15 protein-coding genes are annotated in these 25,673 nt (G+C 54.8%); 7 read left to right on the forward strand and 8 right to left on the reverse strand.

Annotated elements, in window-relative coordinates; genetic code table 11:
• Window positions 1–9: 9 nt before the first annotated feature.
• The 5 genes from VHE34_RS07840 to VHE34_RS07860 all read right to left on the reverse strand — a co-directional run bounded on the left by VHE34_RS07840 (window position 10) and on the right by VHE34_RS07860 (window position 7,669).
• The gene (locus tag VHE34_RS07840; protein WP_325586437.1) at window positions 10–1,548 is read right to left on the reverse strand and encodes a RagB/SusD family nutrient uptake outer membrane protein; all 1,539 of its coding nucleotides are present in this window, start codon (window positions 1,546–1,548) and stop codon (window positions 10–12) included.
• A 19-nt stretch (window positions 1,549–1,567) separates the two neighbouring features.
• Window positions 1,568–5,134, reverse strand: coding sequence for a TonB-dependent receptor (locus tag VHE34_RS07845; protein WP_325586439.1), 3,567 nt, complete (start codon window positions 5,132–5,134; stop codon window positions 1,568–1,570).
• 25 nt (window positions 5,135–5,159) lie between these two features.
• Window positions 5,160–6,131, reverse strand: a complete 972-nt coding sequence (locus VHE34_RS07850) for a FecR family protein (RefSeq protein ID WP_325586441.1) — start codon at window positions 6,129–6,131, stop codon at window positions 5,160–5,162.
• Window positions 6,132–6,199: 68 nt separating this feature from the next.
• Window positions 6,200–6,772 carry an RNA polymerase sigma factor gene (locus VHE34_RS07855; RefSeq protein WP_325586446.1) on the reverse strand — a complete coding sequence of 191 codons (573 nt, stop codon included), beginning with the start codon at window positions 6,770–6,772 and terminating at the stop codon, window positions 6,200–6,202.
• 6 nt (window positions 6,773–6,778) lie between these two features.
• The gene (locus VHE34_RS07860) at window positions 6,779–7,669 is read right to left on the reverse strand and encodes a hypothetical protein (RefSeq protein ID WP_325586448.1); all 891 of its coding nucleotides are present in this window, start codon (window positions 7,667–7,669) and stop codon (window positions 6,779–6,781) included.
• A 146-nt stretch (window positions 7,670–7,815) separates the two neighbouring features.
• On the opposite strand from VHE34_RS07860, the gene VHE34_RS07865 reads away from it, so the two are divergent.
• Entirely contained in the window at window positions 7,816–9,057 is a 1,242-nt protein-coding gene (locus tag VHE34_RS07865; RefSeq protein WP_325586450.1) for a YdcF family protein, read from the forward strand.
• Window positions 9,058–9,067: 10 nt separating this feature from the next.
• Here VHE34_RS07865 and VHE34_RS07870 read toward each other — a convergent pair whose 3' ends face one another.
• Together VHE34_RS07870 and VHE34_RS07875 are read right to left on the reverse strand one after the other, a co-directional pair.
• A complete protein-coding gene (locus VHE34_RS07870) occupies window positions 9,068–10,720 on the reverse strand; it encodes a S53 family peptidase (RefSeq protein ID WP_325586452.1) in 1,653 nt (550 codons plus the stop codon).
• Window positions 10,721–10,794: 74 nt separating this feature from the next.
• Window positions 10,795–13,137 (reverse strand): penicillin acylase family protein, encoded by a 2,343-nt coding sequence (locus tag VHE34_RS07875; protein ID WP_325586454.1) that lies wholly within the window; start codon window positions 13,135–13,137, stop codon window positions 10,795–10,797.
• A 26-nt stretch (window positions 13,138–13,163) separates the two neighbouring features.
• Between VHE34_RS07875 and fdhD the strand changes: the two genes are divergently transcribed.
• The 4 genes from fdhD to VHE34_RS07895 all read left to right on the forward strand — a co-directional run bounded on the left by fdhD (window position 13,164) and on the right by VHE34_RS07895 (window position 20,687).
• Window positions 13,164–14,006: a formate dehydrogenase accessory sulfurtransferase FdhD gene (fdhD, locus tag VHE34_RS07880; RefSeq protein WP_325586456.1), complete on the forward strand. Its 843-nt coding sequence runs from the start codon at window positions 13,164–13,166 to the stop codon at window positions 14,004–14,006.
• Window positions 14,007–14,016: 10 nt separating this feature from the next.
• On the forward strand, window positions 14,017–16,362 hold the full coding sequence (locus VHE34_RS07885; RefSeq protein WP_325586458.1) for an FdhF/YdeP family oxidoreductase: 2,346 nt from the start codon (window positions 14,017–14,019) through the stop codon (window positions 16,360–16,362).
• A 168-nt stretch (window positions 16,363–16,530) separates the two neighbouring features.
• Window positions 16,531–20,274: a chemotaxis protein CheB gene (locus tag VHE34_RS07890; RefSeq protein WP_325586460.1), complete on the forward strand. Its 3,744-nt coding sequence runs from the start codon at window positions 16,531–16,533 to the stop codon at window positions 20,272–20,274.
• A 17-nt stretch (window positions 20,275–20,291) separates the two neighbouring features.
• On the forward strand, window positions 20,292–20,687 hold the full coding sequence (locus VHE34_RS07895) for a response regulator (RefSeq protein WP_325586462.1): 396 nt from the start codon (window positions 20,292–20,294) through the stop codon (window positions 20,685–20,687).
• Between the two features lie 32 nt (window positions 20,688–20,719).
• Here VHE34_RS07895 and VHE34_RS07900 read toward each other — a convergent pair whose 3' ends face one another.
• Window positions 20,720–21,637 (reverse strand): SMP-30/gluconolactonase/LRE family protein, encoded by a 918-nt coding sequence (locus VHE34_RS07900; protein WP_325586464.1) that lies wholly within the window; start codon window positions 21,635–21,637, stop codon window positions 20,720–20,722.
• A 249-nt stretch (window positions 21,638–21,886) separates the two neighbouring features.
• Here VHE34_RS07900 and VHE34_RS07905 point away from each other — a divergent pair, with 249 nt between their 5' ends.
• Window positions 21,887–22,528, forward strand: a complete 642-nt coding sequence (locus VHE34_RS07905) for a MarR family winged helix-turn-helix transcriptional regulator (RefSeq protein ID WP_325586466.1) — start codon at window positions 21,887–21,889, stop codon at window positions 22,526–22,528.
• A gap of 26 nt (window positions 22,529–22,554) precedes the next feature.
• The gene (locus VHE34_RS07910) at window positions 22,555–25,659 is read left to right on the forward strand and encodes a sensor histidine kinase (protein WP_325586468.1); all 3,105 of its coding nucleotides are present in this window, start codon (window positions 22,555–22,557) and stop codon (window positions 25,657–25,659) included.
• Window positions 25,660–25,673: the final 14 nt, after the last annotated feature.

Here is a 25,673-nt window from a genome sequence, read left to right on the forward strand (position 1 = left end):
GTCGCAAACCTAATATCCCGGATTCTGGTACATCCGTTTCGGATCCAGGATGGTCTCATTATAGGGTATTGGATAGAATTCGTCTTTCGTACTGAAGTTCGCAATATTCGCCAGACCCCAGTCCGCCGCATTCTTGCTATGAATATACGTCACGAGATCATTGATATTAAAGAAACGCAGCAGGTCGAACCAGCGATAATGCTCAAAAGCCAGCTCGCTACGCCTCTCATGAAGAAGGGCCAGCTTCAACGTCGGGAACTTGGCGCTATAGCTGGGATCCGCCATCGAAGTGGCGTAGTCGGGCATCTTGGCCCTCATACGCACCATATTCAGATACTGGATCGCCTGCGCCGTATTTCCCCGGTATAGATTCACCTCTGCCAGCTTCAACACCACATCGGCATACCGCATAACGGGAAAATCATTCCCGCCATAACCATTCGGGCCCGCAGCGGCACTCGTGTCTCTGAACTTGGTCACATACCAGTCCTTCACAGTCTTGAACGTGTCGTAGCGGATCGAAAAGCTGTCCCGAAGGTCGGTAGGCTCATATTCCTTGACAAGATCATGCGTCACATTGTATCCCACCCCGCTCTGCACCTTCTTGGTATTGATCTTCTCGTTCGCTGCCTGGGCATCGGCCGCAAGATGGGAATAATAGGTAACATCCCCTTGCAGATATACCAGCTGGAAGATCAGCTCGGGACAACTGGCCTTCTTGTTGACATCGAAATTGTCGGTATAAGGGATCGTCGTCAGATCCGTAAAAGTCCGCTCGTTCCAGCAGGCACTCAGGTAATACTCCGCGCTGTCGAGATCGGAATTGGGCGCCGCCCCGTTATTACCACCGTCAAGCATCGCAAACTTCGTCAGGTAAACGGTTCCCAGCAGGCAGTTGACCGCCTGCATCGACGCATGTCCGCGATTGCCCGCCGGCTGGCGGATCGGCAAATTGCTCTTAGTGGCGTCGACCAGGTCGCCAACGATCTGGTTGTACACCTGCGCCGCCGGCACCCGGAAGGTAGCAGCAGTGATCTGGGCGGTCGTGGTCAACGGCACGGTCGTCATCGGGATATCCCCGAACTCCCTCACAAGATCGAAAAGCTGTAAGGCCCGCAGGAACTTCGCTTCCGCCGCATAGGTGGGCTTCAGACTGTCGGTGAACTTCACCTTATCGATATTGGCCAGCAGCAGATTGCACTGCGCGATCGACAGGTACATCTGCTTCCAATGGGTGTAGAGATAAGAGTTCGTCGGCAATAGCGAGAAATTGTTGAACTGGAACGGCTCCCCGGCATTCGATTGGTTATCGTTCGTACCCGTATCGTCGGACCGCTGGTCCGTAAACAGGTCGCTCTCCTCACCCATCGCATTGTTGTTCTTCATTTCATAGTAACAGCCGTTCAACGCCAGCAGGACATCGGTCTCGGAGGTAAAGAACGCGGGAATCGTCACCGCATTCGGGTTGGTCTGCTCCAGGAAGCTCTTCTTGCAGCTGCAGAACACCACCAATCCCATAAATAGTATCTCGAAATATTTATTTTTCATTTTATTATTTTTAAAATGATCAGAAGGTTACGTGAACACCCATATTATAGGACCTTACCAACGGATATTCTCCATAATCAACACCCGGCGTCAGGTTGGCCGTACTGCTCCCAATGCTGTAGTTGTAATCTACTTCCGGGTTATAACCCTTATACTTGGTGATCGTAAACACATTGTTCATCCCTGCATAAACACGGATGCCGCTAAGCCCGATCCGGTGTAACGCCGAGATATCCGGCAGGTTATACCCGATCGAAATATTGGTGCACCGCAAAAAGCTCCCGTCCTGCAGATAGAAAGTGGAAAGCCGGGTGCTGTTGCTCTGCGTACCCGCACGTGAAGCGCGATACACATGACCGTCGCCGGGCTCCGATTCCGACCGGTAGCGATGAGCGACCTCTTCGTACTGGTTACCGGAACCTTCCATATTGAACAGGTAATAGTCCTGGCCGTCCAGTACCTGGTTGCCATAGCTGCCGGTGAACGCTGCGCTGGCGTCGACGGCCTTATAGCTGGCAGACAGGCTAAAGCCATAAGTAAACTTCGGATACGGTGTCCCGATGATTCCAAGATCGCTGGAGTTTACGACCCCGTCTCCGTTGACGTCCTTGAAATAAAGGTCACCAGGGCGAAGCGGATTGGTCTGCGCAAGCGAACGGGGAGGTCCCTGCAATTTATATCCCTTGGGAAAGGACTGGCCGTTCGCTTTATACACCGCGTTATCGGCATTGATACCGGCCGTATCCTTGGCCCGGACCATGCCGGCAACCTTGTATCCATAGAACATCCCGATCGGCTGTCCCGTCTGCGTGATATGCGTAATGTATTGCCGCTCGGCGCCGCCTATGCTGATGATCGTGCTGGCCCCGCCAAGATTGAGCACCTTATTCCGGTTGATCGAAATATTCCCGCTCATATTGAAGTTGAAGCCGTTCTTGCTCTGGATCACCTTGCCGTCCACCTGGATATCGAAACCGCTGTTCCTGATCCTCGAATTCCGCAGATTAGTCAGGATCGAAGGCGCGCCCGAAACCGCCGAGATATTGTTTTGCACCAGCAGGTTGTAGCTCCGGCTATCGTAGTAGTTGGCGATGATCTGCACCCTGTCGTGGAACAGTCCGAGGTCCAGACCTAGATTGTACTGCGAGGTCGACTCCCATTCCAGGTTCCGATCCCTTACCGTATCCACATGGTACGCCTGTGAGATCACGTTGTTCCCAAAGATGACGCCCGAAGGACTGTTGAAGGTCTGCACCGTGTTGTAGTTCCCGATATTGTTGTTCCCACTGAGACCCCAGCTCGCTCGAAGACGAAGGGTCGTATGCTCTTCCAGCCATCCGCGATAGAAATTCTCCTTCGAGATGACCCAGCCACCGCTGACCGAGGGGAATACCGCCCACTTGTTGGATTCACCAAACCGCGAAGAACCATCCGTCCGGAACGAACCGGTCAGGTAATATTTACCCTCATAATTATATTGAACACGGGCGAGATAAGAATTCAGCGTGTAAGTGCCCTTGCCCGTTCCGTTGAGGATAGTGATCTGACCCGGCGTACCCGCGGTCACCTCGGGAACAAGGTCGTTCTGGAAGCCCTTGGCAGTGATCCCAAAGACATCGCTGCTGGTCTGCTGCGCCGTATAGCCGGCCAGGACATTGATTGCGTGAGGACCGAAATGCCTGTCATAGGTGAGCGTAAACTCGGCCAGCTGGTCCTTCTGGTTCACCGTTTGCGCCACGGCATTTGCGGCAGCGATTGATTGCGCCGAAAAAGGCGGGTTGGTCCCGCTGCTCAACGAGGTCGGAAGATAATAGTCGTATTTTTCGCTGTAGGTCTGCAACCCCAGGTTCGTCTTGAACACAAGATGAGGGATCAGCTCATACGTCGCGAAAGCGTTGTAAGTAGCCCGGTTGCCCTGCCGCTTGATCTGGGTCAGCTTGGCCGTGGCGATGGGATTCTCGATCGACTGGTATCCAAACTGCGCAGACTCCGCGTCTGCAAGATATTGCGCGATGCTGCCATCCGGGTTATAGGCGGGGAATGTCGGCATATAGATCAGTGCCCCAAATGCCGGGCTGTGGTCCCACCGGCCCTCCTGGGTCTCATGATTGGTATTGCCGGTATAGGACAGGCTGGCGCCCACCTTCAGCTTGTCACTGACGTCGCCATCGATATTGGCGCGGAAGTTCACCCGCTGCTGGCTCGTGTTCAGCATGATCCCATCCTGGCTCTGGTAATCCCCACTGATCATATACCGGACCTTCTCCGTACCTCCCGAAAAAGCCAGGTTATGACGATTGAACGGCGCATTCCGGTACAGCTCGTCCTGCCAGTCGGTATTGATCTTCTGCGGAATGGCCTTACCCGTCGTAAAGTCATACAGCTCGGTGGGGATGCTCACGGACGAACCATTACCCACCCGGGCAACCCGCGTGGCGTTGTCATCGAGATACATATTGTCATTCCACACAAGCCCCTGGTTCTGGACAAGGTCCTTATAGCTGTCGTTACGGCCGTCGATCACCAGTTGCGCAAACTGGTTGGCATTGAGCAGCTTCACCTTGTGCGCCAGTTGGTTGACCCCATACTGGTAATCATACTCCAACTTCGATTTACCGGCCCGGCCACGCTTCGTCGTGATCAGCACCACGCCGCCCGAAGCTCTCGAACCATAGATCGCCGCCGAAGCGGCATCCTTCAGGATGTCGATCGACTCGATGTCGTTGGGGTTGATATAAAGATCGGCGGCCGCAGGATAACCGTCGATGACATAAAGCGGGTCGGTGCTGGCATTAAAAGAACCTACCCCCCGGACCCGGATCTTCGGGCTGGCATAAGGCGATCCATCGGTCTGCGATACGACCACCCCGGCAACCTTACCCACCAGCCCCTGGCCCACTGTGGGCGCCGATACGTTTAGCTCACTGGCCTTTACGCTCGCAACAGCGCCGGTAAAGTCGCTTTTCCGCATCTTTTGATAACCTACGAACACCACCTCGTTCAACGCGTCACGCCCCTGGTGCATCCGGATATTCAGCGGACTGACGCCCTTTACAAGCATATCCTGGGTGTTGTAGCCGATAGAGGATATCTCCAGGTGCTCCCCGGCCATGGCCCTAATGGAGTAGTGACCGTTGTCGTCGGTGATCACGGAGTTCTGCGTCCCCTTGATGTTCACCGTGGCAGCGCGGACAGGCTGACCGTTCTCATCGGTCACGAAGCCTTCGATCTTCCGGCCACCGGCCATCGGCGCATCCGTATTGGAATTCACAGGCACATATTTCAGTGTAAGGTTCGTTCCATCGAGCAGGTAATGCAATCCATATTGTTTCTGCAATACTTCCAGCGCATCCTGCAGGTTCGCGGATTTCAATTGGATCCTGTCGACCTTCACTTTCTCCAGGACTTCCTGGCTATACGTAAAATTCACCGTCGGCGCCTGCTGCTGCAGCGCCGCCACGACCTTACTCAGATCCGTTCTTTTCAGATCGAGCCTGATCGTCTGGGCCCATCCTCTTTGTCCCAACGCCAGGAACATCAGGAGCAGCCCACACCCCATAAAGCTGCGTTTTAGTTTTCTTGTCATACCGTTACGAGTTGTTGTTTTAAGATTATCTGACGTGTAAAGTATCTCCGGCCCTGGTAAAATGAAGGTCCCAGCCGAACGAAAGGGACTGTAGAACTTTCTCCAGCGCTGTATTATCGAATCTTGCCGTGATGGTCCTGTTCGTTATCGAATGGTCATAAATAATATGCAATCCATATCGCGCCTCGATCTGCGCCAGCGCCTCCTTCAGCGGCGTCTTGTAGAATACCATCCGGCCCACGGTCCAGACATCCATATCTCCCATTGCCTCTTGCAACACCTGCCCGCTGCCCGACTCCCTGTCATAGATCATTAGCTCGCCGGGCAACAACACCTTTTGCACCTTATCGCCGTATTCGACCGCCACCTTGCCGCTCTTCAGCGAAATGCGCAGTTCGCCCGCCTCCGGATAGGCCGATATATTAAAGGATGTGCCGAACACCTTGGTGGAAATATTCCCGGCCAGCACCACAAAAGGATGAGCCGCATCATGCCGCACTTCGAAAAAGGCTTCTCCGCTGAGTCTGACCTCCCGGTTCGTGACAAAATCGGCAGGAAAGGACAGATGGGTTGCGGAATTGAGCCAGACGACCGAGCTGTCGGGAAGCCGCAGCTTCTGCACTTGCTGATAACCGGTAGAGATGGTCGTATATGCCGCGGGCCGCTTCGGTCCGGTGCGCAGCCCCTTTTTATTCCACTGCATCCAGATCCCGCCTGAGACCATGATCATCCCGGCCCAGACGGCCGCATATCGCAAAACCTTCCGGTTTCGAAGCCGGTTCGCCGTCTCCTTTCCCAATTCAGGGCTTTCGCGGAAAGAAATCTTTTCCCACAGCTCCTGTACAAGCCGCTGCTCGTCGGCTTCCGATAGCAATCGTGTTGCATCTTTCTCGAAGGTCAACCGGTCATACCATTTTTCCAACAGCGCCGCTTCTTCATCCGAACAGGTGCCCTTGATATACCGCTCTAATAACTCCTTGATTGATTCTTGATACATACGTATTGAAGTCTTCCGATCAAAAAGAAAGGACTACTTGAAAAAGGGGAATTAATATGGACGTAACATTAGAGGAAAAAAGCCGACAGCCGCACGGCGGCGTTCCGCAATCTCTTGCGGATCTTTTGAAGATGATTCTTTACGGTATAGGGACTGACAAGTAGTTCTTCTGAGATTTCACGGATACTCTTACCGTGCTCCGCACTCAGCAGGTACACTCTTTTCATTTGTGCAGGCAACTGCTCCAGCTCCGACGACACGATCGCTTCCCGATTAGCCAGGTCCTCTTCCAAAAAGGCGGCCGTCGATACCGCCTCTTCCTGCATGACAAGCGTCCAGGCCCTGATCTGCTTCTCGGTCAATTGCTTCTCCCGGATCCGGTCGAAGATCTTGTACCGGGCCATGCTGTACAGATAAGGAAAAATCTCATTCCTGATCTGGATCCCCGCCCGCTTCTCCCACAGATCGAGAAAAACCTCCTGCAGGATATCTTCCGCCTCTTCGGCATCATCCGTCCACTTATAGATGGCTCCCAACAGGGCGTGCAGGGTACGCCTGTACAGGTGCTCAAACGCAGTTCTGTCGTCCTCCTGCGAAATAAGCCGCCAAAGCTCTTTATCGCTACGCCGGTCCGATTGCATGTCGCCTTACCAGTTTATATCTATAAAATTGACATTCCCCCTACGGGAAGAAGTCACTGCTACGCCTTTCGAAAGCGTGGAAAGGAATGAAAACCCCTCCAGCTCGTCACCCCGGTCGATAGTATCGATCATCGTCACCACTTCTGCCTTACCGGTTTCCAGGGATTTGTTCAGGTCGACGAAAGTGAACCGCCATTTGCGCCCTTCCACCTGGTTCTGGATCAGCAACAGAAGCCCCTTCGAAGCGATCCACTGCATGTTCTGCACCCAGGGGCCGCAGGTGAATTTCTTGTACAAAACTCCCTTATCGGTCGTCTTTTGGGCATGTGCCAGAACCGCAGGATCATACAACCGCACCTCATTCGCCCGGTTGCCATAGTCCGCCGTCGCTACATACCATTTATGGTTGTATTCCACATACTCCGGACGCGTGCCCTGGATACAGGCATCATCCTCGATAACATTCTTCAGATTCCCCCGGTCCAGGGTTCCGGTACGTCGTAGCCCCGGCCAGTCGATACAATAAATTATGGCCTTCCATTTATTGGTCGCCCGGTCGAGCAATACGCTATTGCCCATAAAGACGGGATCCTTCCCGTGCATCGCAAGACCCGTGGGGTGATTGATGACATCCGTATCATTGAGAGTGAGCCGGTATTCCTTACCGGTGTATTGAAGAGAGTCCCCCGAGACATCGAACTCCCGGATCATCCCGACCTCCCTGTCCCCATACAGGTAGGCCTTGCCCTTCTGCCAGGAAATACCCTGGCAGGCCCCCAATGAATCGATGGTAAGTGAGTGGGATAATTGCATCTCTGGCTTACCCGGGTCAGATCGGTCAAAAGCCACGGGTGCCGCACAAAGCCCGGAGACGAGAAGCAGGAGTAAAGGTCTCATAAGTTTTGCAAAGATTGCCCATTTTCATTCGCGCCCTTTTTTTAAGGTGTTATGGTTGGATTAGGGAATGTTGAAATAATTATTAATTCCTCCGGAGTGGGTAGTTCTTTTGTTCTTTTCGTAGACTACTAAAAAAATCACTAAAAATGATACTCGCTTCCAACAAGTTCATGCTCTTTGTAGTGTTTTTTCTGATCTTCGCCGTCCGGAGCTATTCTCAGCCCCGCACCGTCGCCGACAAGAATTTCTATTGGTTCTCGGCCATCGCCCGGACCCCGGCCGTCCAACATCTCCTCTCAGCCGACCCAACCTTGAACGATCTTTGCAAAACACGCCAGTCCCTCCTTCGCTCCCACGCGACCGACACCTGTAGCTGGGCCCCCTCCCTGGTAACTGACTTCCGTTTCTCCGCCACCGATTCCGCCGAAGTCGCAAAGGCCCTGCTCGCCCTCTACCACGCACACACAGCCCTGTTCGACGACCTGATCGATCACCAGTTGCGACCCTCGCACTGTTATCAACGCTTTTCCGCCGGCAACAACGAAACCTTTCTCTTGAACATCTGGTCCCAGACCATCGTCGGTATCAACTATATCATCGACCAATACGGCCTCGGGAAGAGACTCAGGTATCCCTCCATAGATTCCGTCACCTATGACGTCAATAGCCGCTACTACCGGGCGGCGCTAAAAGAGATGTTTGCTTACCTCAGCGAGAAGACCGACTCGATGAGCCTTTTCTATCAACCCTCGCTTTTCATTGCCCTGCAGCTGATGGATCTCAATGACCGGGATGAGGCCGCCCGATTCGAACCCCTCGAAGCCGGCGAGAACAAAGCAGCCTTCGCGGCTGTCCAGTTGACGAATTGGTCAAAATATAAATATGCGACCATCGTAGTACCGGGTGAAGGCCCCGAACTGACTACCGTTGCCCTCGACCCCATGGGCCGCATGCGTTGCAACCTGGCCGCTGACCGCTACCGCAAAGGGCTTGCCCCCTTTATCATCGTCAGCGGCGGCTTCGTTCATCCCTTCCAAACCCCCTACGCCGAGGCATTCGAAATGAAGAAATACCTCCTTACCCAGGGAATCCCTGAAAGCGCCATCATCATCGAACCCCATGCCCGCCATACCACCACCAACCTTCGTAACGCCAACCGCCTCATGATCCGCTACGGCATCCCCATCACGATGCCCTCCGTTGTCGTTAGCACAAAGTCGCAGATTGATTACATCGATCTCCCGCAGGGACGCTTCGATCAGCGCAACCTGCGCGAACTCGGCTATTTGCCCTATAAGGAGAAGCAACGGATTGGCATCCACGAAGTAAGCTATTACCCCGTAATGGAATCCCTGCATATGGACCCCTATGATCCCCTGGACCCATAAGTTCAATTCATTATTTCAACCCATTCAATAACGCCGTACCAACCGGCACCCCCCATCCCGTCACCGCATCATAACCCGGCCCGGCGAAATACCCGCCGATCGACGCCGTAAAATTATTACCCGAAATGATATCTCTGCAACCGGACTGCCCCAGCGTCTTACCGTCCGCACCTGCCTGGTACAACAACGGATTCAGATAGCCCACCGGTTTGCCTAGACTGGCATTGAGCAGCGCGATCAGCGAAGCCCAAAGCGGCGCCGAAGCGCTGGTGCCGCCGCTTGCCCCACCCTGCCCATCCACGACCATCCAATATCCCGTATTCGCGCTGGCGTCCGCCGCAACATCCGGCACGATCCGCCCTTCGATCGATCCCGGGTTTACCGCGTCGATGGTCACCGTCTGCCAGGAAGGCCGGTCAAAATAAGTACTCACCCCTCCGCCGGTGCTGCCGCCGTTATCTTTTCGCAATCCGTCCCCATCCTTCCACGCCGTTTCTGTAATGACGCCCGCGGCCGATCGTTTCAGCGTCGTGCCGCCTACCGCGAGAACATACGGACTCGAGGACGGAAAGTCGACATGCGCATGGCCATCACCGACCTCGTCATCAGAACCATCGTCTCCCGCCGCGACACAGATCGTCACTCCAAGCAACGCCGCCGCCTTCAATGAATCGTTGATGGCGTCGAGCGCGCCATCCGTCCAGGCCCCGGGGGCATCCTCCGCATAACCCCAGCTGATGGAGAGCACGCTTATAGGATTCTGTTCGTCATGAATGGCCGTGTCGACCGCACTGACCCACCCCACTTCATCAAAAGTGGAGAAATAAACCACGATAGTGGCCTTGGGACAGACCCCAGCGACCACTTCCACGTCGAGCATCACTTCCCCCTCCGCCCCATCCCGCCGATTAGTGGGCGTATTGTTCACCGATACCAAATTCACTTTCGGGACAGCAACATTCGCATTCTGACAGAAAGCAGCAAGATCATCCGCAAAAAATCCGCCGCCAAATTCCAGCAACCCCACCGTCTGACCCGACCCATCGCCGGATGGGAAAGAATAGATCGTCGCCAGCTCCGCCGGATAGAACCAGCTCCGGTTTGCCGCCGCACGCCGCGCCAACGTTAGCGAGGCCGTCCTCCGTCGCAGCGGTCGCCGCTTGACCATCTTCCGGTTGTCTAGCCCGAACACCGCCAGTATGATCCCCGCCAGTTCGGCCGGCACATGAATATTACCCTTTCGGCCCCTGTAATTTCCCCTCGGATGAGAATAATGGAAAAGCCGTACCTGGAAGATCGATTCCACCACGGCAACCGTTCCCCCTGCCCGAACCGTACACGCCGCCGCATCTTCTTTCAATATTTTCATCCCCAACCCCGTAAGCACGGCCCTCACCTTATCGATATCCGCCGGATCTGCCCCATACTGCGCCTGCAGATCGGCCCTGCTGAACACCTTCACCCCCTTGGCGCCGCCCCCGCTCCCCGGCTCCGGCAACGCCTTCTTCCTCCTCAACTTGATCGTCAGCTCCAGCCACTCATCGGGATCCGCCACGCCCAACACCTGCGCGCCAGGCCGCAACTCCCTCCAACTCCCTTCCAAAAGAATAGGAGCCCCTCCACCCGGAGCTCCCCCCGTTTTTTCTTGCGTTTGTGATTTCATGAGATAACATTTTCCACAAACCGCCCAAATTTCGTGCTGAGATCACTTCCTGTTTCACTTTATTTTTGCACCTGCTATTCCTCCCCCGGATGATACCTCTTCTCCACGTGCCCCTCCACCTCCTCCGGATAAAACAGCACATCCTTAAACTGCCCATTCAAATACATCGCCGCCTGATCTCCAAAATGCGGCGAAGCCGGGTCACTACTCTCACCCCCGGTGACAATGGTCCTGGCCTTCACCCTCTTGCCAAACTCAACAGCAGCAATAAAACTATTCCCCGACACGCCATAACGCTTCCGGGTATTTGGCATCACCCGGCTCACAAAAGAAGGTAGTTCCCCAAACGCCGAAGACACCAGTCCCACCGGAAGACTCGGCTTGCGGTCATCATAGGTCTCGACGATCTTCCCCGTCAGCCGCTGATACCGGCAAACCTCGCCCCACTCGATCTTCCAGCTGCCATATTGCTTCCGTAGCTCGTTCACAACAGCGGCAAATTCGGCAAGCTTTTGCTCCGGGGTACTCCGTTCTATTTCCATTTCGACATTCCCAACGGCGTTAGAAGCCTCCTCTCCTGTTCTCGGCCTCGGCGCATACTGCGCCATCCGCGTTCCCCAATCCACAGCCAGGTTGGTGGCAACGGAACGAACACCCGACCGGCGATCCCATTTCTGCAACACGGCCATAGGCTCCTGAAGCGCCTTACGCATACTGTCCGGAGCCGCCGCATAAGCGGCAAAAAGCGACGGCAGCAGGACATCGAACGCCGACAGATAATGATCATACCCCTTGGCCGTAAGACTGTCCAATGTGAAATTATTGGCGACACTCAGCAATCGTACCGCATTCAAGGCCCTGAAATTCTCGCCGTCAGGCGCCATGTATGCTGGATATTTCCTCCGCTCCGGACTGCTGTTGCCCGACAGGGAGTAAGGCGTGGAATTGCAGTTCTGGATCCAACCCGTCGCAGGATTGTAAACATGAACGATCTCATCCAGCTCATGTAGACCCTTCCATTCGGTGGCGGCAATACTCCCATCCACCGGCTGGCTCCAATCGTAAGAGGAGTCCCGCCTGGGCATAAAGTTGCCATGCCAGTAGGCGATATTCCCCTGGTCATCCGCATAGACAGTATTGTTGGTCGTATTGGCCCGGAGGTCCATGGCCTTCTTGTACTCGTCAAAGGTATTGGCCTTGGTGATCAGCCACGCCTCTTCCAGCGCATTCAGGCTCCGGTTGTATTCCTTCAGGCTAAGCCATTTCCCCTCGCGGCTGGCCATCACGGGCCCGTGATCCGTAAAATAGCCTTGGATCGGCAGAGCCTGCACCGCACCGTCTTTCTTGTAATATACCCTAAGGTCCTTGGTCTTTACAGGCTTCGTCTGCCCCTCGTATTCATACACCCAACCGGCTCCCTCCTGTTTCACCTTCTCCGCATAAACATCGGCCACATCCGCATAGCTGGACGTATGCATCCAGCCGCAATGTGCATTGAATCCCTGGTAGATAAAGAACTGCCCCCACGTGACGGCCCCATAGGCGTTCAGCCCTTCCTCACTCACCAGCTGGCATTCCATCCGGAAGTAAAAGGGAACATGCGGGTTGATATACAGCTCCGTCGCCTCCGATGCGGTCCGGAACCCCGCAAGTGCAAAACCATTGGAACCATGATCCTGCTCATCGGATAGTTCGCCATGGGGTTCGTTCTTCGATCCATCATCCGGCTCATGCCCGCCTCCCTCTCCCTTGCCCGTAGAAACGCCAATTCCCCGATCCTCCAAAACCATTCTTTCGACATCCGGGGCTACAGCACGCAGCGCCGCCTTTGCAATTGCATGCGACTGACTGTAGAAATTCTTGATCTCATCCATCCGGATCCCGCCCAGGCTGGTCGCCGAGACGCTGCCGTCAGTGAACATCAACGCATACCACGGCTCGAAATGTTTCAACACCAACGGTACGGTTGCGGGATTTTTGTACAGATAGTAATTCACCCCATCGGCAAAGGCATCCAGCAACTGGTGCATCCAGACCGGGCTATGTTCATAATCCGCTTTCGCCTGCACACTGTCATATATTAACCGCATCATAATGTCCGTATAGAGATAGCTGTCCCCATAAGCCTCCGACTGACGTCCCAGCATCTCGAGATAGTTCTTTTCCACCCGGGGGAAATCTTCCTGGCATTCCACATATAATAGTCCAAATACCGCGGCGGCATCCGTTTTGCCATAGACATGGGGAACGCCCCATTTATCCCGGACGATCGTTACCTGCTTCGCTTCCTGCTCGCAACGCTGCCGGTCCGCAGCAGAAAAACTCTGCGCGGAAGCGAACATAGGCAAAACGACTCCGGAGAATAAGGAAAATAGTACCCAGTAGCGGCAACCCGCTGACATCGACTGTTTATTCATCCCCCTAATTTAACGTAATTTTGAATATGCCCGACTCATCCGAAATAGTAGTTCCCTCCCCCGGCATCACCCGGCTGCCGGTGCAAAAAATAGCGGGTAGCTCTCTCCAGGCGACAAACGACCCCATCGCCATCGAAGACCCTCTGGAAATCCGGATTCAATACGGTCCCGCCGGTCGCAGGCAGGAGCAAAGTCTCTCGGTCACCATGCGCACCCCGGGCAACGACGAAGAGCTCGCCCTCGGCTGGCTGTATACCGAAGGCATCGTCCAAACGGCCGCAAAGGACGTCCTGACCCGATCCACCCCAAATACCATCACCATCCTCCTGCCGGAAGGCCCGACACCCGATCTATCCCGCACCCAGCGCCATTCCTACACCAGCTCCAGCTGCGGCGTCTGTGGCAAAACTTCCCTGGACAGCCTCCGGGCCGATATCCCCAAAACCGCGGATACCGAACTCACCATCCCCGCCACCCTCCTTTATCCTCTCCCAAACCTCCTCCGCGAAAGCCAGGACATCTTCGACGCCACCGGCGGTCTCCATGCCGCAGGTCTCTTCGATCACCAGGGCCGTCTCATGGCTCTCCGCGAAGACATCGGCCGCCATAACGCCCTCGACAAGCTCATCGGCCATGCCGCGCAACAGCAATGGCTCCCCGCATCACAGACGATCCTGCTGCTCAGCGGCCGCGCCTGCTTCGAGCTCATTCAAAAAGCCGCCATGGCCGGTATAAAAATGGTGGTTGCCGTAGGGCCTCCATCCAGCCTGGCCGTAAAACAAGCCGAAGACACCGGTATCACCCTGGTAGGTTTCCTCCGGCAACAACGGTTCAACATCTACTCCGGCGCCCACCGCATCCACGTATAAAGCCAAGACCATGAACAATCTTCCTTCGAGCGAAAATGAAGCCGCCGCAAACGCAGCCGCCAACAACACATCCGCCGCCCAGCCCTCCGCCGAAAATCCCACCGGCCTCACCGGCCTTCACATCGGTCACATCCGCCATAATGCCGTCGGCCTCTCCGCCATCGTCTCCAGCTTCCGCCACGCCATCGGCGAAGCCGGCCTCGCCCGCGGTCTGAAAGCACTCGCCCACATGAACCAGAAAGGCGGCTTCGACTGCCCCAGCTGCGCCTGGCCCGACCCCGACGACGAACGCTCGGGCATAGCCGAATACTGCGAGAACGGCGCAAAGGCCGTCGCCGAAGAAGCCACGACAAAAAAGCTGACCCCCGAATTCTTCAAAGACAACGATATAAACACCCTTGCCCGGCTCACGGACTACCACCTCGGTGGCAAAGGCCGCATCGCCCAGCCCATGTACCTACCCAAGGGAGCGACCCACTACATGCCAATTTCCTGGGAGGACGCATTCAAACACATCGCCAACCACCTCAACGCCTTGCCCTCAAAAGATGCCGCCGTCTTTTACACCTCCGGCCGCACAAGCAACGAAGCCGCATTCCTCTATCAGCTCTTCGCCCGTGAATACGGCACCAACAACCTCCCCGACTGCTCCAATATGTGCCACGAATCAAGCGGAGTCGCCCTCGGAGAATCCCTCGGCCTCGGTAAGGGCTCGGTAACCCTCGAAGACCTCCACGAGGCGGAAGTCATCGTTATCATGGGCCAGAACCCGGGTACCAACGCCCCACGCATGCTCACGGCCCTGCAAAAAGCAAAAAACAACGGCGCTACCATCATCTCCGTCAACCCGCTACCCGAGACCGGCCTGATGGCATTCAACAACCCACAACAGCTAAAAGGCATTCTTGGCATCGCCACCCCCCTGACGGACCTCTATCTCCCCATAAAGCTCAATGGCGATATGGCCCTGCTCCAGGCCATCGAGTTTCTTCTCTGGCAGGAAGAGCAAAACGCCCCCGGTACCGTCTTCGACCTCGAATTCATACACAAGAATACCGCCGGCTACGAGGCATTCATCCAACACATCCAAAAGGCCTCCCTGCCCGAACTCGCGGCCGCCTGTGGTATCTTAAAAGAAGAGATCGCAAAAGCAGCCGGGATCATAAAACACAAAAAGAAGATCATCATCTGCTGGGCCATGGGTCTCACGCAACACACAAACGCCGTCGACACGATAAAAGAGATCGCCAACCTCCTCCTTTTAAAAGGTAGCATCGGCAAACCCGGCGCCGGCACCTGCCCCGTCCGCGGTCACAGCAACGTACAAGGCGACCGGACCGTAGGTATCTGGGAACAACCCACGCAAAAGTTCCTCGACTCCATCGAAAAGGTCTTCAATTTCCAGCCACCGCGAAAACACGGCTATGACGTCGTCAACGCCATAAAAGCCATGCACGACGGTAAGGCGAGCGTCTTCTTCGCCATGGGCGGAAATTTTTTATCCGCCACCCCCGACACCGAATACACCGCGGACGCCCTTCGCCGCTGCCGCCTGACCGCCCACGTATCGACAAAACTAAACCGCAGCCACCTCGTCCACGGGGAAGAAGCCCTTATCCTGCCCTGTCTCGCCCGCAGCGATCGCGACTTCACCGGCGGCCGGGAACAGTTCGTTACCTGCGAAAATTCCATGGGCGTGGTCCAGTCCTCACAAGGGGTGCTCACCCCCATATCGGACCTCCTTTTAAGCGAACCGGCGATCGTTTGTAAGCTCGCCAAAGCGACTATAAAGAACACAAAGGTGAATTGGGACGTCTACGAACAGGACTATGACGCTATCCGCACGGACATCGAACGCACCATTCCGGGTTTCGAAAGATACAACGAGCGGGTACGCAAGCCCGGTGGCTTCTACCTGCCGAACGGACCAAGAGAAGGGAAATTCAACACCCCCGATCAAAAAGCACAATTCAATATTGCCAACCCTTCAACGATCGCCCTGCAGCCGGGGGAGTTGATGATGATGACGATCCGCAGCCATGATCAGTTCAACACCACCATCTACGGCCTGAACGATCGCTATCGCGGGATATTCAACGAAAGACGCGTGATCTTCCTCAACGAAGAGGACATGCAGCGACAGGATCTCAAGCCCAACGACGTCGTAGACATTTACAGCGCTCATCGCGTGGCAAAAAGCTTCGTCGTTGTCCCCTATCCGATCCCCCGCGATTGCGCGGCGACTTATTATCCCGAAACGAATGTCCTGGTGCCCATCGACAGCGTTGCAAAAAAAAGCAATACGCCGGTCTCCAAGCTCGTCATCATCCGCCTGCAAAAGACCACAGCTCCGTAGTAACCATTCCTCCGGTCTCTCCAAAAAATGGCCGCGTTTTTGTTTTCTTTCAATGGGTAATTTGCTGCTCCGTTGAAGCGATACCATCGTGCCCGGGAGCAACGGACGAGAATGGGGAATAAGTTCCCCATTCTTTCCACAAATCAAAGAAAAAAGGATGCAACAAACATGAGTTCTAACTCCAATTATGATCCGGAACGCGGCGGGCACTATATCGTCGCCATCGGAGCCTCGGCAGGCGGCCTCGAAGCCATCCATGAGCTCTTCGACAGCATGCCCGGTACACCCGATAGCTCGTTCATCATCATCCAGCACCTGTCGCCGGATTACAAAAGCCTGTTGGTCGAGCTGGTGGCCCGGCACACGGATATGAAGGTTTTTGAGGCCACGGATGACCAGGAGATCGAACGAAAATGCGTATACGTTATCCCAAACACAAAATTCATCACCATCCGCAAAGGCCGGCTACAGTTGACCGAAAAGGCGCATCACAAAATGCCGAACAACGCGGTGGACGTCTTTCTCGATTCTCTCGCAAAAGATAAAAGGGAAAAAGCAATCGCGGTGATTCTTTCCGGCACCGGAACGGACGGCACAAAAGGCGCGGAAGCCATCAAACGGGAAGGCGGCCTGGTGATCGTCCAGGACCCCGCCACCGCCAAATTCGATGGAATGCCCAACAGTGCAATTGCAGCGGGTAGCGCAGACTTTATCCTCCCCCCGTCCGCCATCTACGCGGAGATCGCCAACCATATCTCCCCACCCTCATCAATCTTGTACGGGAACGAAAAAAAGGACGACCAGTTCCTCAAGACCGTATTCGATCTGATCAGAGCGGAATCGGGCGTAGAATTCCAATTTTACAAGACCCCGACGATCATGCGCCGCATCAACAAACGCATGCTCCAGGGCAGCTTCCGGGATCCCGATAACTATGTCGGCTTCCTCCAGCAGAACAAGGAAGAAGTGAAACAGCTGGGTCAGGATTTCCTCATCGGCGTCACGCGCTTCTTCCGGGATCCGGAAGCCTTCGAAATTCTCAAAACAAAGGTCATCCCCGCCATCATCGAGGACAAGGAAGACGACGACACGATAAAGATCTGGGTCACCGCCTGCAGTACCGGTGAAGAAGCCTATACCATCGCAATGATCGTCGATGAAGTATTGAACGCTACCTCGAAGAACCTTACGGTAAAGATATTCGCATCGGATATCGACCCGGAAGCCATCCAGTTCGCCTCCATCGGGGAATACCCCATCTCGATCGAAAAGGATATCGAACCCCGGATGCTGCGCAAATACTTCACCCGAACGGGCAGATCGTACATTATAAATCCTCGCCTCCGCAAGCAGATCGTCTTCGCCCGGCACAACATTATAAAGGACCCTCCGTTCATTAAGAACGATCTCATCAGCTGCCGCAACATGCTGATCTATATCAGCCCGGCAATGCAACAACGCATATTCTCGTTGTTGCTCTTCGCTGCCGGAAAGGATGGATTCATCTTCCTCGGCCCCACGGAGAACTCCTCGATCATAAAAAAGGACGTAAAGGAGATCAGCGCCCGCTGGAAGATCTATCGGAAAACGGCCGAGTCGAAGCACGGCTACTATTTTCAGCAAAGCATTCTGGAAAGCTATACCGCCCGGAAAGCGAAGCTCGACGGGGCCAACCCCCCAAGGGATACCCGCGGCCAGGCCATTCTCTGGGAGGATTTCAGACAGGTGCTGATGGAGGACCTCAACTTCGTAGTGCTCTATATCGACCAAAATTTCGAGATCAGGGAGACCATCGGGCCCTACGAGAAATTCCTGACCCTTCCCCGCCGGCAGCTGCACCTCAATATCCTGCGAATGGTGCCTTCCGGCATCTCCGTTCTTCTAAGCGCCGAGATCCGCAAAGCGGAGCGAACAGGAGAAAAGATACACCTTCGGAACATCATTTTTAAAAGGGAGGAAGGCAGCGCTTCCATGGAGATCTTCATCCGCCCCGGCGGCCAGGGCACAGACAATGTCTATACCATGATAATGTTACGGGAGTCTGTCCACGAAGATCATCCCGGTAATGGCAATGGCAATAACCACGGCAACGGCCACAACAATGGCAATGGCCACAACAATGGCAACGGGCACAACCATTCCGCCCACGAACTGCTGGGCCACGAGGAAGAATACGTCCGGGCCCTGGAATCCGAGCTTACGGAGGCCCGCAACCATCTGCAACTGGCGATCGAAGACCTGGAATCCACCAACGAAGAGCTCCAGTCCACCAATGAAGAACTCCTCTCCGCCAACGAAGAGCTCCAAAGCTCCAACGAAGAGCTGCAATCGCTTAATGAAGAGCTCATTACGCTCAATACCGAGCACCAGCTAAAGATCAAAGAGCTGCTCGAGGTCAACGACGACCTCAACAATTATTTCCGCAGTACCGACATCGCCCAGGTCTTCCTCGACTCCAGGCTCCTCATTCGGAAATTCAATCCCGCCTCGGTAAAAATGATCAATTTCATCGATACCGATCTGGGCCGTCCCCTCACACATATCTCGAACAACATCCGTTCGGAAACCCTGCTTTCCGACGTACAATCCGTCCTGAATCACGGCCGCGCCATTGAAAAAGAGATCCAGCTCCACAGCGGGAAGAACCTGCTTATGCGGATCATGCCCTATCTCACCCACGATGGCAAGAAAGATGGCGTCATCATCGCCTTCGTCGATATCACCACGATCACCGACCTGAACAATATCATCCGCGGGGTATTCAACAGCAGCCCCAGCGCCATCTTCGCCTTCCAGGCAAAACGCGGTCCCGAGGGCAAAATCGTGGATTTCACTCTCCTGTCAAGCAACTACGCCGCTAATGCGATGGTCCGCCGTTCGAACGACGACCTGAAGGGGCTAAGTCTGAACGATGAATTTCCACAACTTCTCGTCAACGATCTGATGATAAGATACAAGGAAGTGGTCAATGGCGACCGGAACTACCATGACCTCCTCCATTTCAGCGAAGAAGGGAAATGGTACGAGGTGACTATCGTAAAAATGATGGATGGATTCGTAGCCACCTTCACCAACAATACGGAACGCAAACAGGCTGAAGAGAAATTGCGCGCAAGCTACCTGGAGCTGATCACCACCCGGGAAGAGGTCGCCGAACGCACGGCCCAATTGCAGGAGCTCAACGAAGCGCTCGAAACCAGCAACCATGACCTCCAGCAATTCGCTTCCATAGCTTCTCATGACCTGCAGGAACCCCTGAGAAAGATCCACATGTTCTCAAAAGCGATCCAGGATAGATTCAGCGGCCAACTGCCGGAAGACATAAAGACCTGGTTCGGAAAGATCACCCGCAGCACCGAACGCATGCGGGCCCTCATCATCGATATCCTCAACTATTCGCGACTGTCGGCGGAAGTCCCCGTTTTCCGGCGGACGGACCTGCAGACCATGTTCACCGAAACCCTCGAGGATTTCGAAGTGGCCATCCGGGAAAAACATGCAACGATCACCGCAGGCGCCCTTCCGGAAATCGACCTCATCCCCGGACAATTCCGCCAGGTACTGCATAACCTGCTCAGCAATGCCCTGAAGTTCAGCCGTCCGGATACTCCTCCCGTGATCACCCTCCAGGTCCGGCGCATCCAGGACCGGTCTTTTGACAGCCCCGATGATCCCAAAGGCAAATATTACCGGCTTATTCTCGCCGACAACGGCATCGGATTTGACGAGAAATTCTCGGACGATGTCTTCAAATTATTCCAACGCCTGAACTCAAAGGATAAGTTTGAAGGTACGGGCATAGGATTGGCAATAACAAAGAAGATCATCGAACGGCACAACGGCCTCATCGCAGCCCATAGCACCGAGGGGAAAGGAACGCAATTTGATATCATATTACCCCTCGATCATTGATGGGTTAAATGAAGAATATGTTGAAATACAAGAAAATAGTCCTGGTGGACGATGATGCCGACGACCGGCAGATCTTCGAGGAGGTCATTCAGGGGATCGACCCCGAAGTCGTGGTCGTCACAGCCGAGAATGGACTCGAGATGGTGGCCCTGCTGGATAAAATCACCGACGACGATTTGCCCGACATGATCATCCTCGACCAGAATATGCCCAAGATGACAGGCAAGGAAAGTCTTATTTTTCTAAAGGAAAGCGAACGTTACCGGAACATCTCGACCATCGTCTATTCTACTTACCAGGTAAAGGATTTTTACCAGGAATGCCTCGAGCTCGGAGCCCAGGACGTTGTCGCCAAACCCGACTCCTTACAAGCCTACCGCGAAATGATCGAACAGTTCCTCGTCGCCCACTAAACAGTTCACACAGCACAACCGGCCAAAAAAGCTCATTCCACTCCCTTCACCCGCATCCGCAGCAGATATAACCCCTGCGAAGCGGTAATAAATAAAGTCCTCCGATCCCTTCCCCCAAAACAAAGATTCGCGGTCCATTGCTCCGGAACAGGAATATGCGCAATTTTTTTCCCCAGGCGATCATACACCGTCACCCCATTTCCCGTCAGATACACATTCCCGCGTTCGTCCAGCGTCATCCCATCGGACCCTTGCATACAAAACAACCGCCGGTCCGAAAGCCGGCCGCGATCGATCGAATACGCATAGGTCTTCCCATCCCCAAGATCAGACACGTACAGCGTTTTCCCGTCCGGAGTCCCTACGATCCCATTCGGCTTCTTCAGATCAGCCACGACCGCCACCGGCTGCTTTGCCCCACGCGGCAGATAATACACCTTCTCTCCGTCCAGCTCAGAACGCGTCCGGCTCCAATAAGGCCGCTGATAATACGGGTCCGTAAAGAAAATATTCCCCTTCGCATCGATCCAAAGATCATTCGGGCCGTTCAGCCGCCGGCCCCCGATATCCCGCAACAAAACTCTCACTCGCCTGTCCGGACCGATCGCCCACAACTGCTCCTGCTCGTCCGCACAGCTCACCAGCCGTCCCCCAGGATCAAAATACATCCCATTCGACCGCCCCGCACTGTCCATGAACAACACCAACTCCCCCTCAAGGGTATATTCCCAGATCTTATTATTCGGCTGATCGGTAAAGAACACATTTCCCGCCTTATCCACCGCCGCGCCTTCCGTAAAAGCAAATTGATGAGAGACCAGCTGCGGCTGGATCGCACCCTCCGCAACCACCCACCCCGAATCAAAAGCAGGAGCCTGGGCCATCGCCCGGCCACAAAAAGCCGGCACACCGATAAAAATAGCCTGCATTCCGATAAACAAATATCGCATCGTCGATTTTTCAGCAAGATAGCTCATCCGATCATCCGCTCGATAAAGGATCCCAGCTGATCGCAGAGAAAAGCCCGCCACCGCCAGTCTAAACACAAAAAAAGAAGAAGAAAGAAAAGACTCCGATCCATATAAAACAATTTTGTTCTAATTATTCAATCAAAAATAAACAACTTTGTTATAAATTAAAACAATTTTGTTTAATTATTTTTGTAACTTGGATCAAATTCGTTTCAACCGATGAGTGGCATGGCAAGATCTGTAATCCCTTTATTATCAGCTTGGGAGAAATACACCACCGAGCACCCGGATGGTGATGTAACAGGTTTCGCAAAATGGGTCCTGGCAAACGACCCAGCATCGGCCCATTCCGAAAACCACTCCCAGTCCCAAAATCAGCCACCCATACAACCAGCCCCTAAGACAACAACACCGCTCGACGACACCGCCCGGGGCGCCCTCCTGATCGCCCGCAACCACCGCATCCTCCGCCTCTTTTCAAAACCCATAATAAAAGATCTAGGCTTCACAAAGGACATGGAATTCTCCGCGGTCGTCCACGTCGCTATCATGGACCACCCCAACAAGAAAGAACTCTGCCGCGAACTGCTGATCGAAAACTCCACCGGCGTCGAGATCACCCGACGCCTCGCAGGAAAAGGCTTCATCGCCGAAAGACCCGACCCCGACGACCGCCGCTCCGCGTTGCTCAGTATCACCGACAAAGGGAGAAAGATTCTCGAACAGGGCTACCACCGCCTCTCCCCCGTTCACACCTCCTTCCTGGATGCCCTGGATAAAAAAGAAAAAGCCCTGCTCGTCAGCCTGCTGGACCGGATCAACAAGTTCCATAGCGATCGGATCAACAGCCACCCCGAAATCCTCGATTAGCCCCCTAATTGTTTACCTTTATAGCAATGACAAGTAGCCGTATCATAGTACTCGGCCTGCTAACCTTTTTTTCCCTTCCCAATGCCTCCACCGCACAGGGCATCCCTCATTTTGTAGAAAAGCTGACCATCAACGAAGGCCTCAGCAGCAACATTATCACCGATCTCGTCCAGGATGACAATGGATTCCTCTGGATCGCCACTCCCGACGGTCTCGACCGCTTCGACGGAACGGAAACGGTCCACTTCATGCACGGACCCGATACGAACTCCCTTCCTCACAGTTACATCAACTGCTTGTTGAAACTCCCAGGCAACGAGCTTGCGGTTGGCACCTCGGCCGGCATCAGCTTCTTCAACACCGGCGCCGGCACTTTCCGGAATTTCTACTCCCACCACCAGCCCGCCCTCGATCTCTACAACAATACCATCACCCAACTGGTCGCCGACGCTCGCGGTAACTGCTGGGCCGCCTCCAGCGCGTGCATCTATATCTTCAATGCCCGCCACCAGCTGAAAAAGATAATTCCCTCCCCGTTCACCGAATCCACGGCGGCAAAAGAGAGGCTCAGCTTCGTGGAAAAGATGATCCCGCTCTCCAACGGGGACGTCCTGCTCTATCTCCATACGGGCTGGGCGCTTTACTCTTCGGCTTCCGATAGCCTTATTCGCTATCAGCATCCTCCACCCTATCTGCCGGTCGGTGACGCCGCCGTCTTTCCACCCGGCCGGCTCTTCCCGGTATTCAACCGGCACCTGGTGGCCATTCCACCCGGTAAGGATAGCCTGCTCATTCTCGATGAGCAGGGCCGGCAAGAAAGTGGCTGCTTCTTTCCCTATAACAAATATCCCTTCATCTCCTGGTCCCAGCAATTGGTGGCCATCGATTCCTTTCGTATCCTGCTCCTCCTGCATAATTACGGCCTGCTGATCATCCCCCTGACCTGGAACTCCGGCATTCCCCGCCTCACAACGCTCTCACCCCTGCTCTTCGAGGAAAGCGAATACCAAACGGCCCTCCGGGATCACCAGGGCAACTGGTGGCTGGCCACGACAAAGGAAGGCCTGCAAAAAATCTCACCCTCCCGTCAATATTTCACCGGCACAAGCCTCATCGATCGGCAAACCCAACGACCCACCCGCTACGAAGTGATTTCCTGCAAGCGCCTCGGCGACACTCTCTGGGTCTGCACATACGGCGATGGCTTCTTCGGGATCGATCTTTCCACCGGCCGCCAGACCCAGCACAAATTGACCGGCACCGGTAACGATACCTGGTCGAACTTCGTCTGGAACGTCAGTCCGCAAAACAAGGACACCCTTTTCCTGGGAACCCAAAACGGTCTGTTTTGGTATAGGACCGGTACAGGTAAGTCCGGCCGGCTGGTCGGCTATGCAAACAAACCCCCGGTACTCGATTCCGTCGCCATCACCACCCAATACCTCGATAGCCATGGCCTGTTATGGATGGGGCTTGGAAAAGGCAAAGGATGCTGCATCTACGATCAACGCACCCATCACTTCACCTGGTACCCAGGCAATACCGCCGATGGCTATCCGCTGCGCTATCCCACAGACGTTACAGAAGATGCGATCGAAGATCTCTGGTTCACAAACGACGCAAGCACCCTCCTCGTTCATTGGGACCGTAAAACCCGGCATTTCACAAAGGTCGGCCTGCCTGCAACCAACCCAAAACGCACCGGCCCCCTCCGCGGCATCTGCTGCCAGGCCGATTCCGTTCTCTGGCTGGGTGATGTCACCGGGGGCCTCCTGAGATTCGATCCCCGCGGCAAAACGGTGTCGTACTATGATCGCGAACATGGGCTGAACAACTGTCACATAACCGATATCCGCAAAGACGGGCAGCAACGACTCTGGATGGTGACCGAAGGCGGTCTCGTCTGCTTCGATCCACGCACCGAAACCTTCTCCAACTACACGGCAAAAGACGGTCTCCCGGTGACCTATCCCACAGGCAGTTTCTTTTACGATAGTGCAGGGAAACGAATGTATGCCGGCGGTCACGGCGCCTGGTTTTATTTCGACCCCGCAAATATCTCCCCCGGCCAAACCACCAAAAGAATGGTTATCACGGCCATGCAGGTCAACGGGACTCCCCGCCGCCCCGAGGGCGACAAACCCCTCGCCTTTCACTCCCAGCAGAACGACATTTCCATCCAATACGCCGCTGTCGATCTCATCGACGGCCCCTCCACCCGTTACCTCTACCGGCTCATCGGCGCCGATACCGTTTGGATGTCGGCAGGCAAACAACGTCAGATTAATTTCAGTCATCTGCCCCCCGGACGATATACCTTCCAGGTCCGCGCCGCCGGCAACCCACTGCCAAACCAGGTCGCAGCAAACCAAAAAGCCGCAAACACAGCAGCAACCCCTTCGATCGCCGCCATCAGCTTCCGCATCGATCCCCCCTTTGCTCAAACGGCCGGCTTCTATGCCCTGCTCATAGGCCTCGCCGCAGCAGGTATCATCGCCCTCTATATTTATCGAAAAAGACAATCGGATCGCACCCGCCAGATTCGCAGCGAGATCTCCCGCAACCTCCACGACGAGGTCGGCGCCAACCTGACAAATATTTCCCTCAGCAGCCTGCTGGCCCAGCGGCAGCTAAGCAACGAAGAAGCCGTCAGCAGCATCCTCGATCGTATCTACCAGGACAGCCAGCTCGTATCGGAATCCATGCGTGAGATCGTCTGGAGCATCAACCCCGAGATCGATACCCTGGGCGAAGCCCTGCCCAGGATGCTTCACTACGCCTCCAACCTGCTCGAAGCAAACAGGATCGAGCTCCGGGCCGAGATCATCCCCGAAGTCGAACGCCTCCGCCTGACCATGCGGCAACGCCGGGATTTCTACCTGATCTTCAAGGAAGCCCTGAACAATATGGTCCGGCATTCAAAAGCCACCCGCGCGATGGTTCAATTCTACCTCTCAGGAAGATCGCTGTGCATGAAAATTGCCGATAACGGCACCGGCTTCGACGCCGTCGCCAATGCCACCGGCAATGGCCTCCGGAACATGCGCGAACGCGCCCGCCAACACCGCTGGAAACTGGAGGTCCGATCCCGCTTCCAACAAGGGACCACCATCATCCTGGATACCGGATAGCATAAATATGCTAT

Origin of the sequence: Puia sp. (assembly GCF_035546395.1) — a bacterium.
Classification (GTDB): domain Bacteria; phylum Bacteroidota; class Bacteroidia; order Chitinophagales; family Chitinophagaceae; genus Puia.

Bases quoted from the DNA above. Each gene is read 5' to 3' on its own strand.
- fdhD (WP_325586456.1), top strand. From the start codon at position 13,164: ATGCCCGACTCATCCGAAATAGTAGTTCCCTCCCCCGGCATCACCCGG.
- VHE34_RS07865 (WP_325586450.1), top strand. From the start codon at position 7,816: ATGATACTCGCTTCCAACAAGTTCATGCTCTTTGTAGTGTTTTTTCTG.
- VHE34_RS07905 (WP_325586466.1), top strand. From the start codon at position 21,887: ATGGCAAGATCTGTAATCCCTTTATTATCAGCTTGGGAGAAATACACC.
- VHE34_RS07850 (WP_325586441.1), bottom strand. From the start codon at position 6,131: ATGTATCAAGAATCAATCAAGGAGTTATTAGAGCGGTATATCAAGGGC.
- VHE34_RS07875 (WP_325586454.1), bottom strand. From the start codon at position 13,137: ATGAATAAACAGTCGATGTCAGCGGGTTGCCGCTACTGGGTACTATTT.
- VHE34_RS07855 (WP_325586446.1), bottom strand. From the start codon at position 6,772: ATGCAATCGGACCGGCGTAGCGATAAAGAGCTTTGGCGGCTTATTTCG.
- VHE34_RS07895 (WP_325586462.1), top strand. From the start codon at position 20,292: ATGTTGAAATACAAGAAAATAGTCCTGGTGGACGATGATGCCGACGAC.
- VHE34_RS07860 (WP_325586448.1), bottom strand. From the start codon at position 7,669: ATGAGACCTTTACTCCTGCTTCTCGTCTCCGGGCTTTGTGCGGCACCC.
- VHE34_RS07845 (WP_325586439.1), bottom strand. From the start codon at position 5,134: ATGACAAGAAAACTAAAACGCAGCTTTATGGGGTGTGGGCTGCTCCTG.
- VHE34_RS07840 (WP_325586437.1), bottom strand. From the start codon at position 1,548: ATGAAAAATAAATATTTCGAGATACTATTTATGGGATTGGTGGTGTTC.
- VHE34_RS07870 (WP_325586452.1), bottom strand. From the start codon at position 10,720: ATGAAATCACAAACGCAAGAAAAAACGGGGGGAGCTCCGGGTGGAGGG.
- VHE34_RS07910 (WP_325586468.1), top strand. From the start codon at position 22,555: ATGACAAGTAGCCGTATCATAGTACTCGGCCTGCTAACCTTTTTTTCC.
- VHE34_RS07885 (WP_325586458.1), top strand. From the start codon at position 14,017: ATGAACAATCTTCCTTCGAGCGAAAATGAAGCCGCCGCAAACGCAGCC.
- VHE34_RS07890 (WP_325586460.1), top strand. From the start codon at position 16,531: ATGAGTTCTAACTCCAATTATGATCCGGAACGCGGCGGGCACTATATC.
- VHE34_RS07900 (WP_325586464.1), bottom strand. From the start codon at position 21,637: ATGCGATATTTGTTTATCGGAATGCAGGCTATTTTTATCGGTGTGCCG.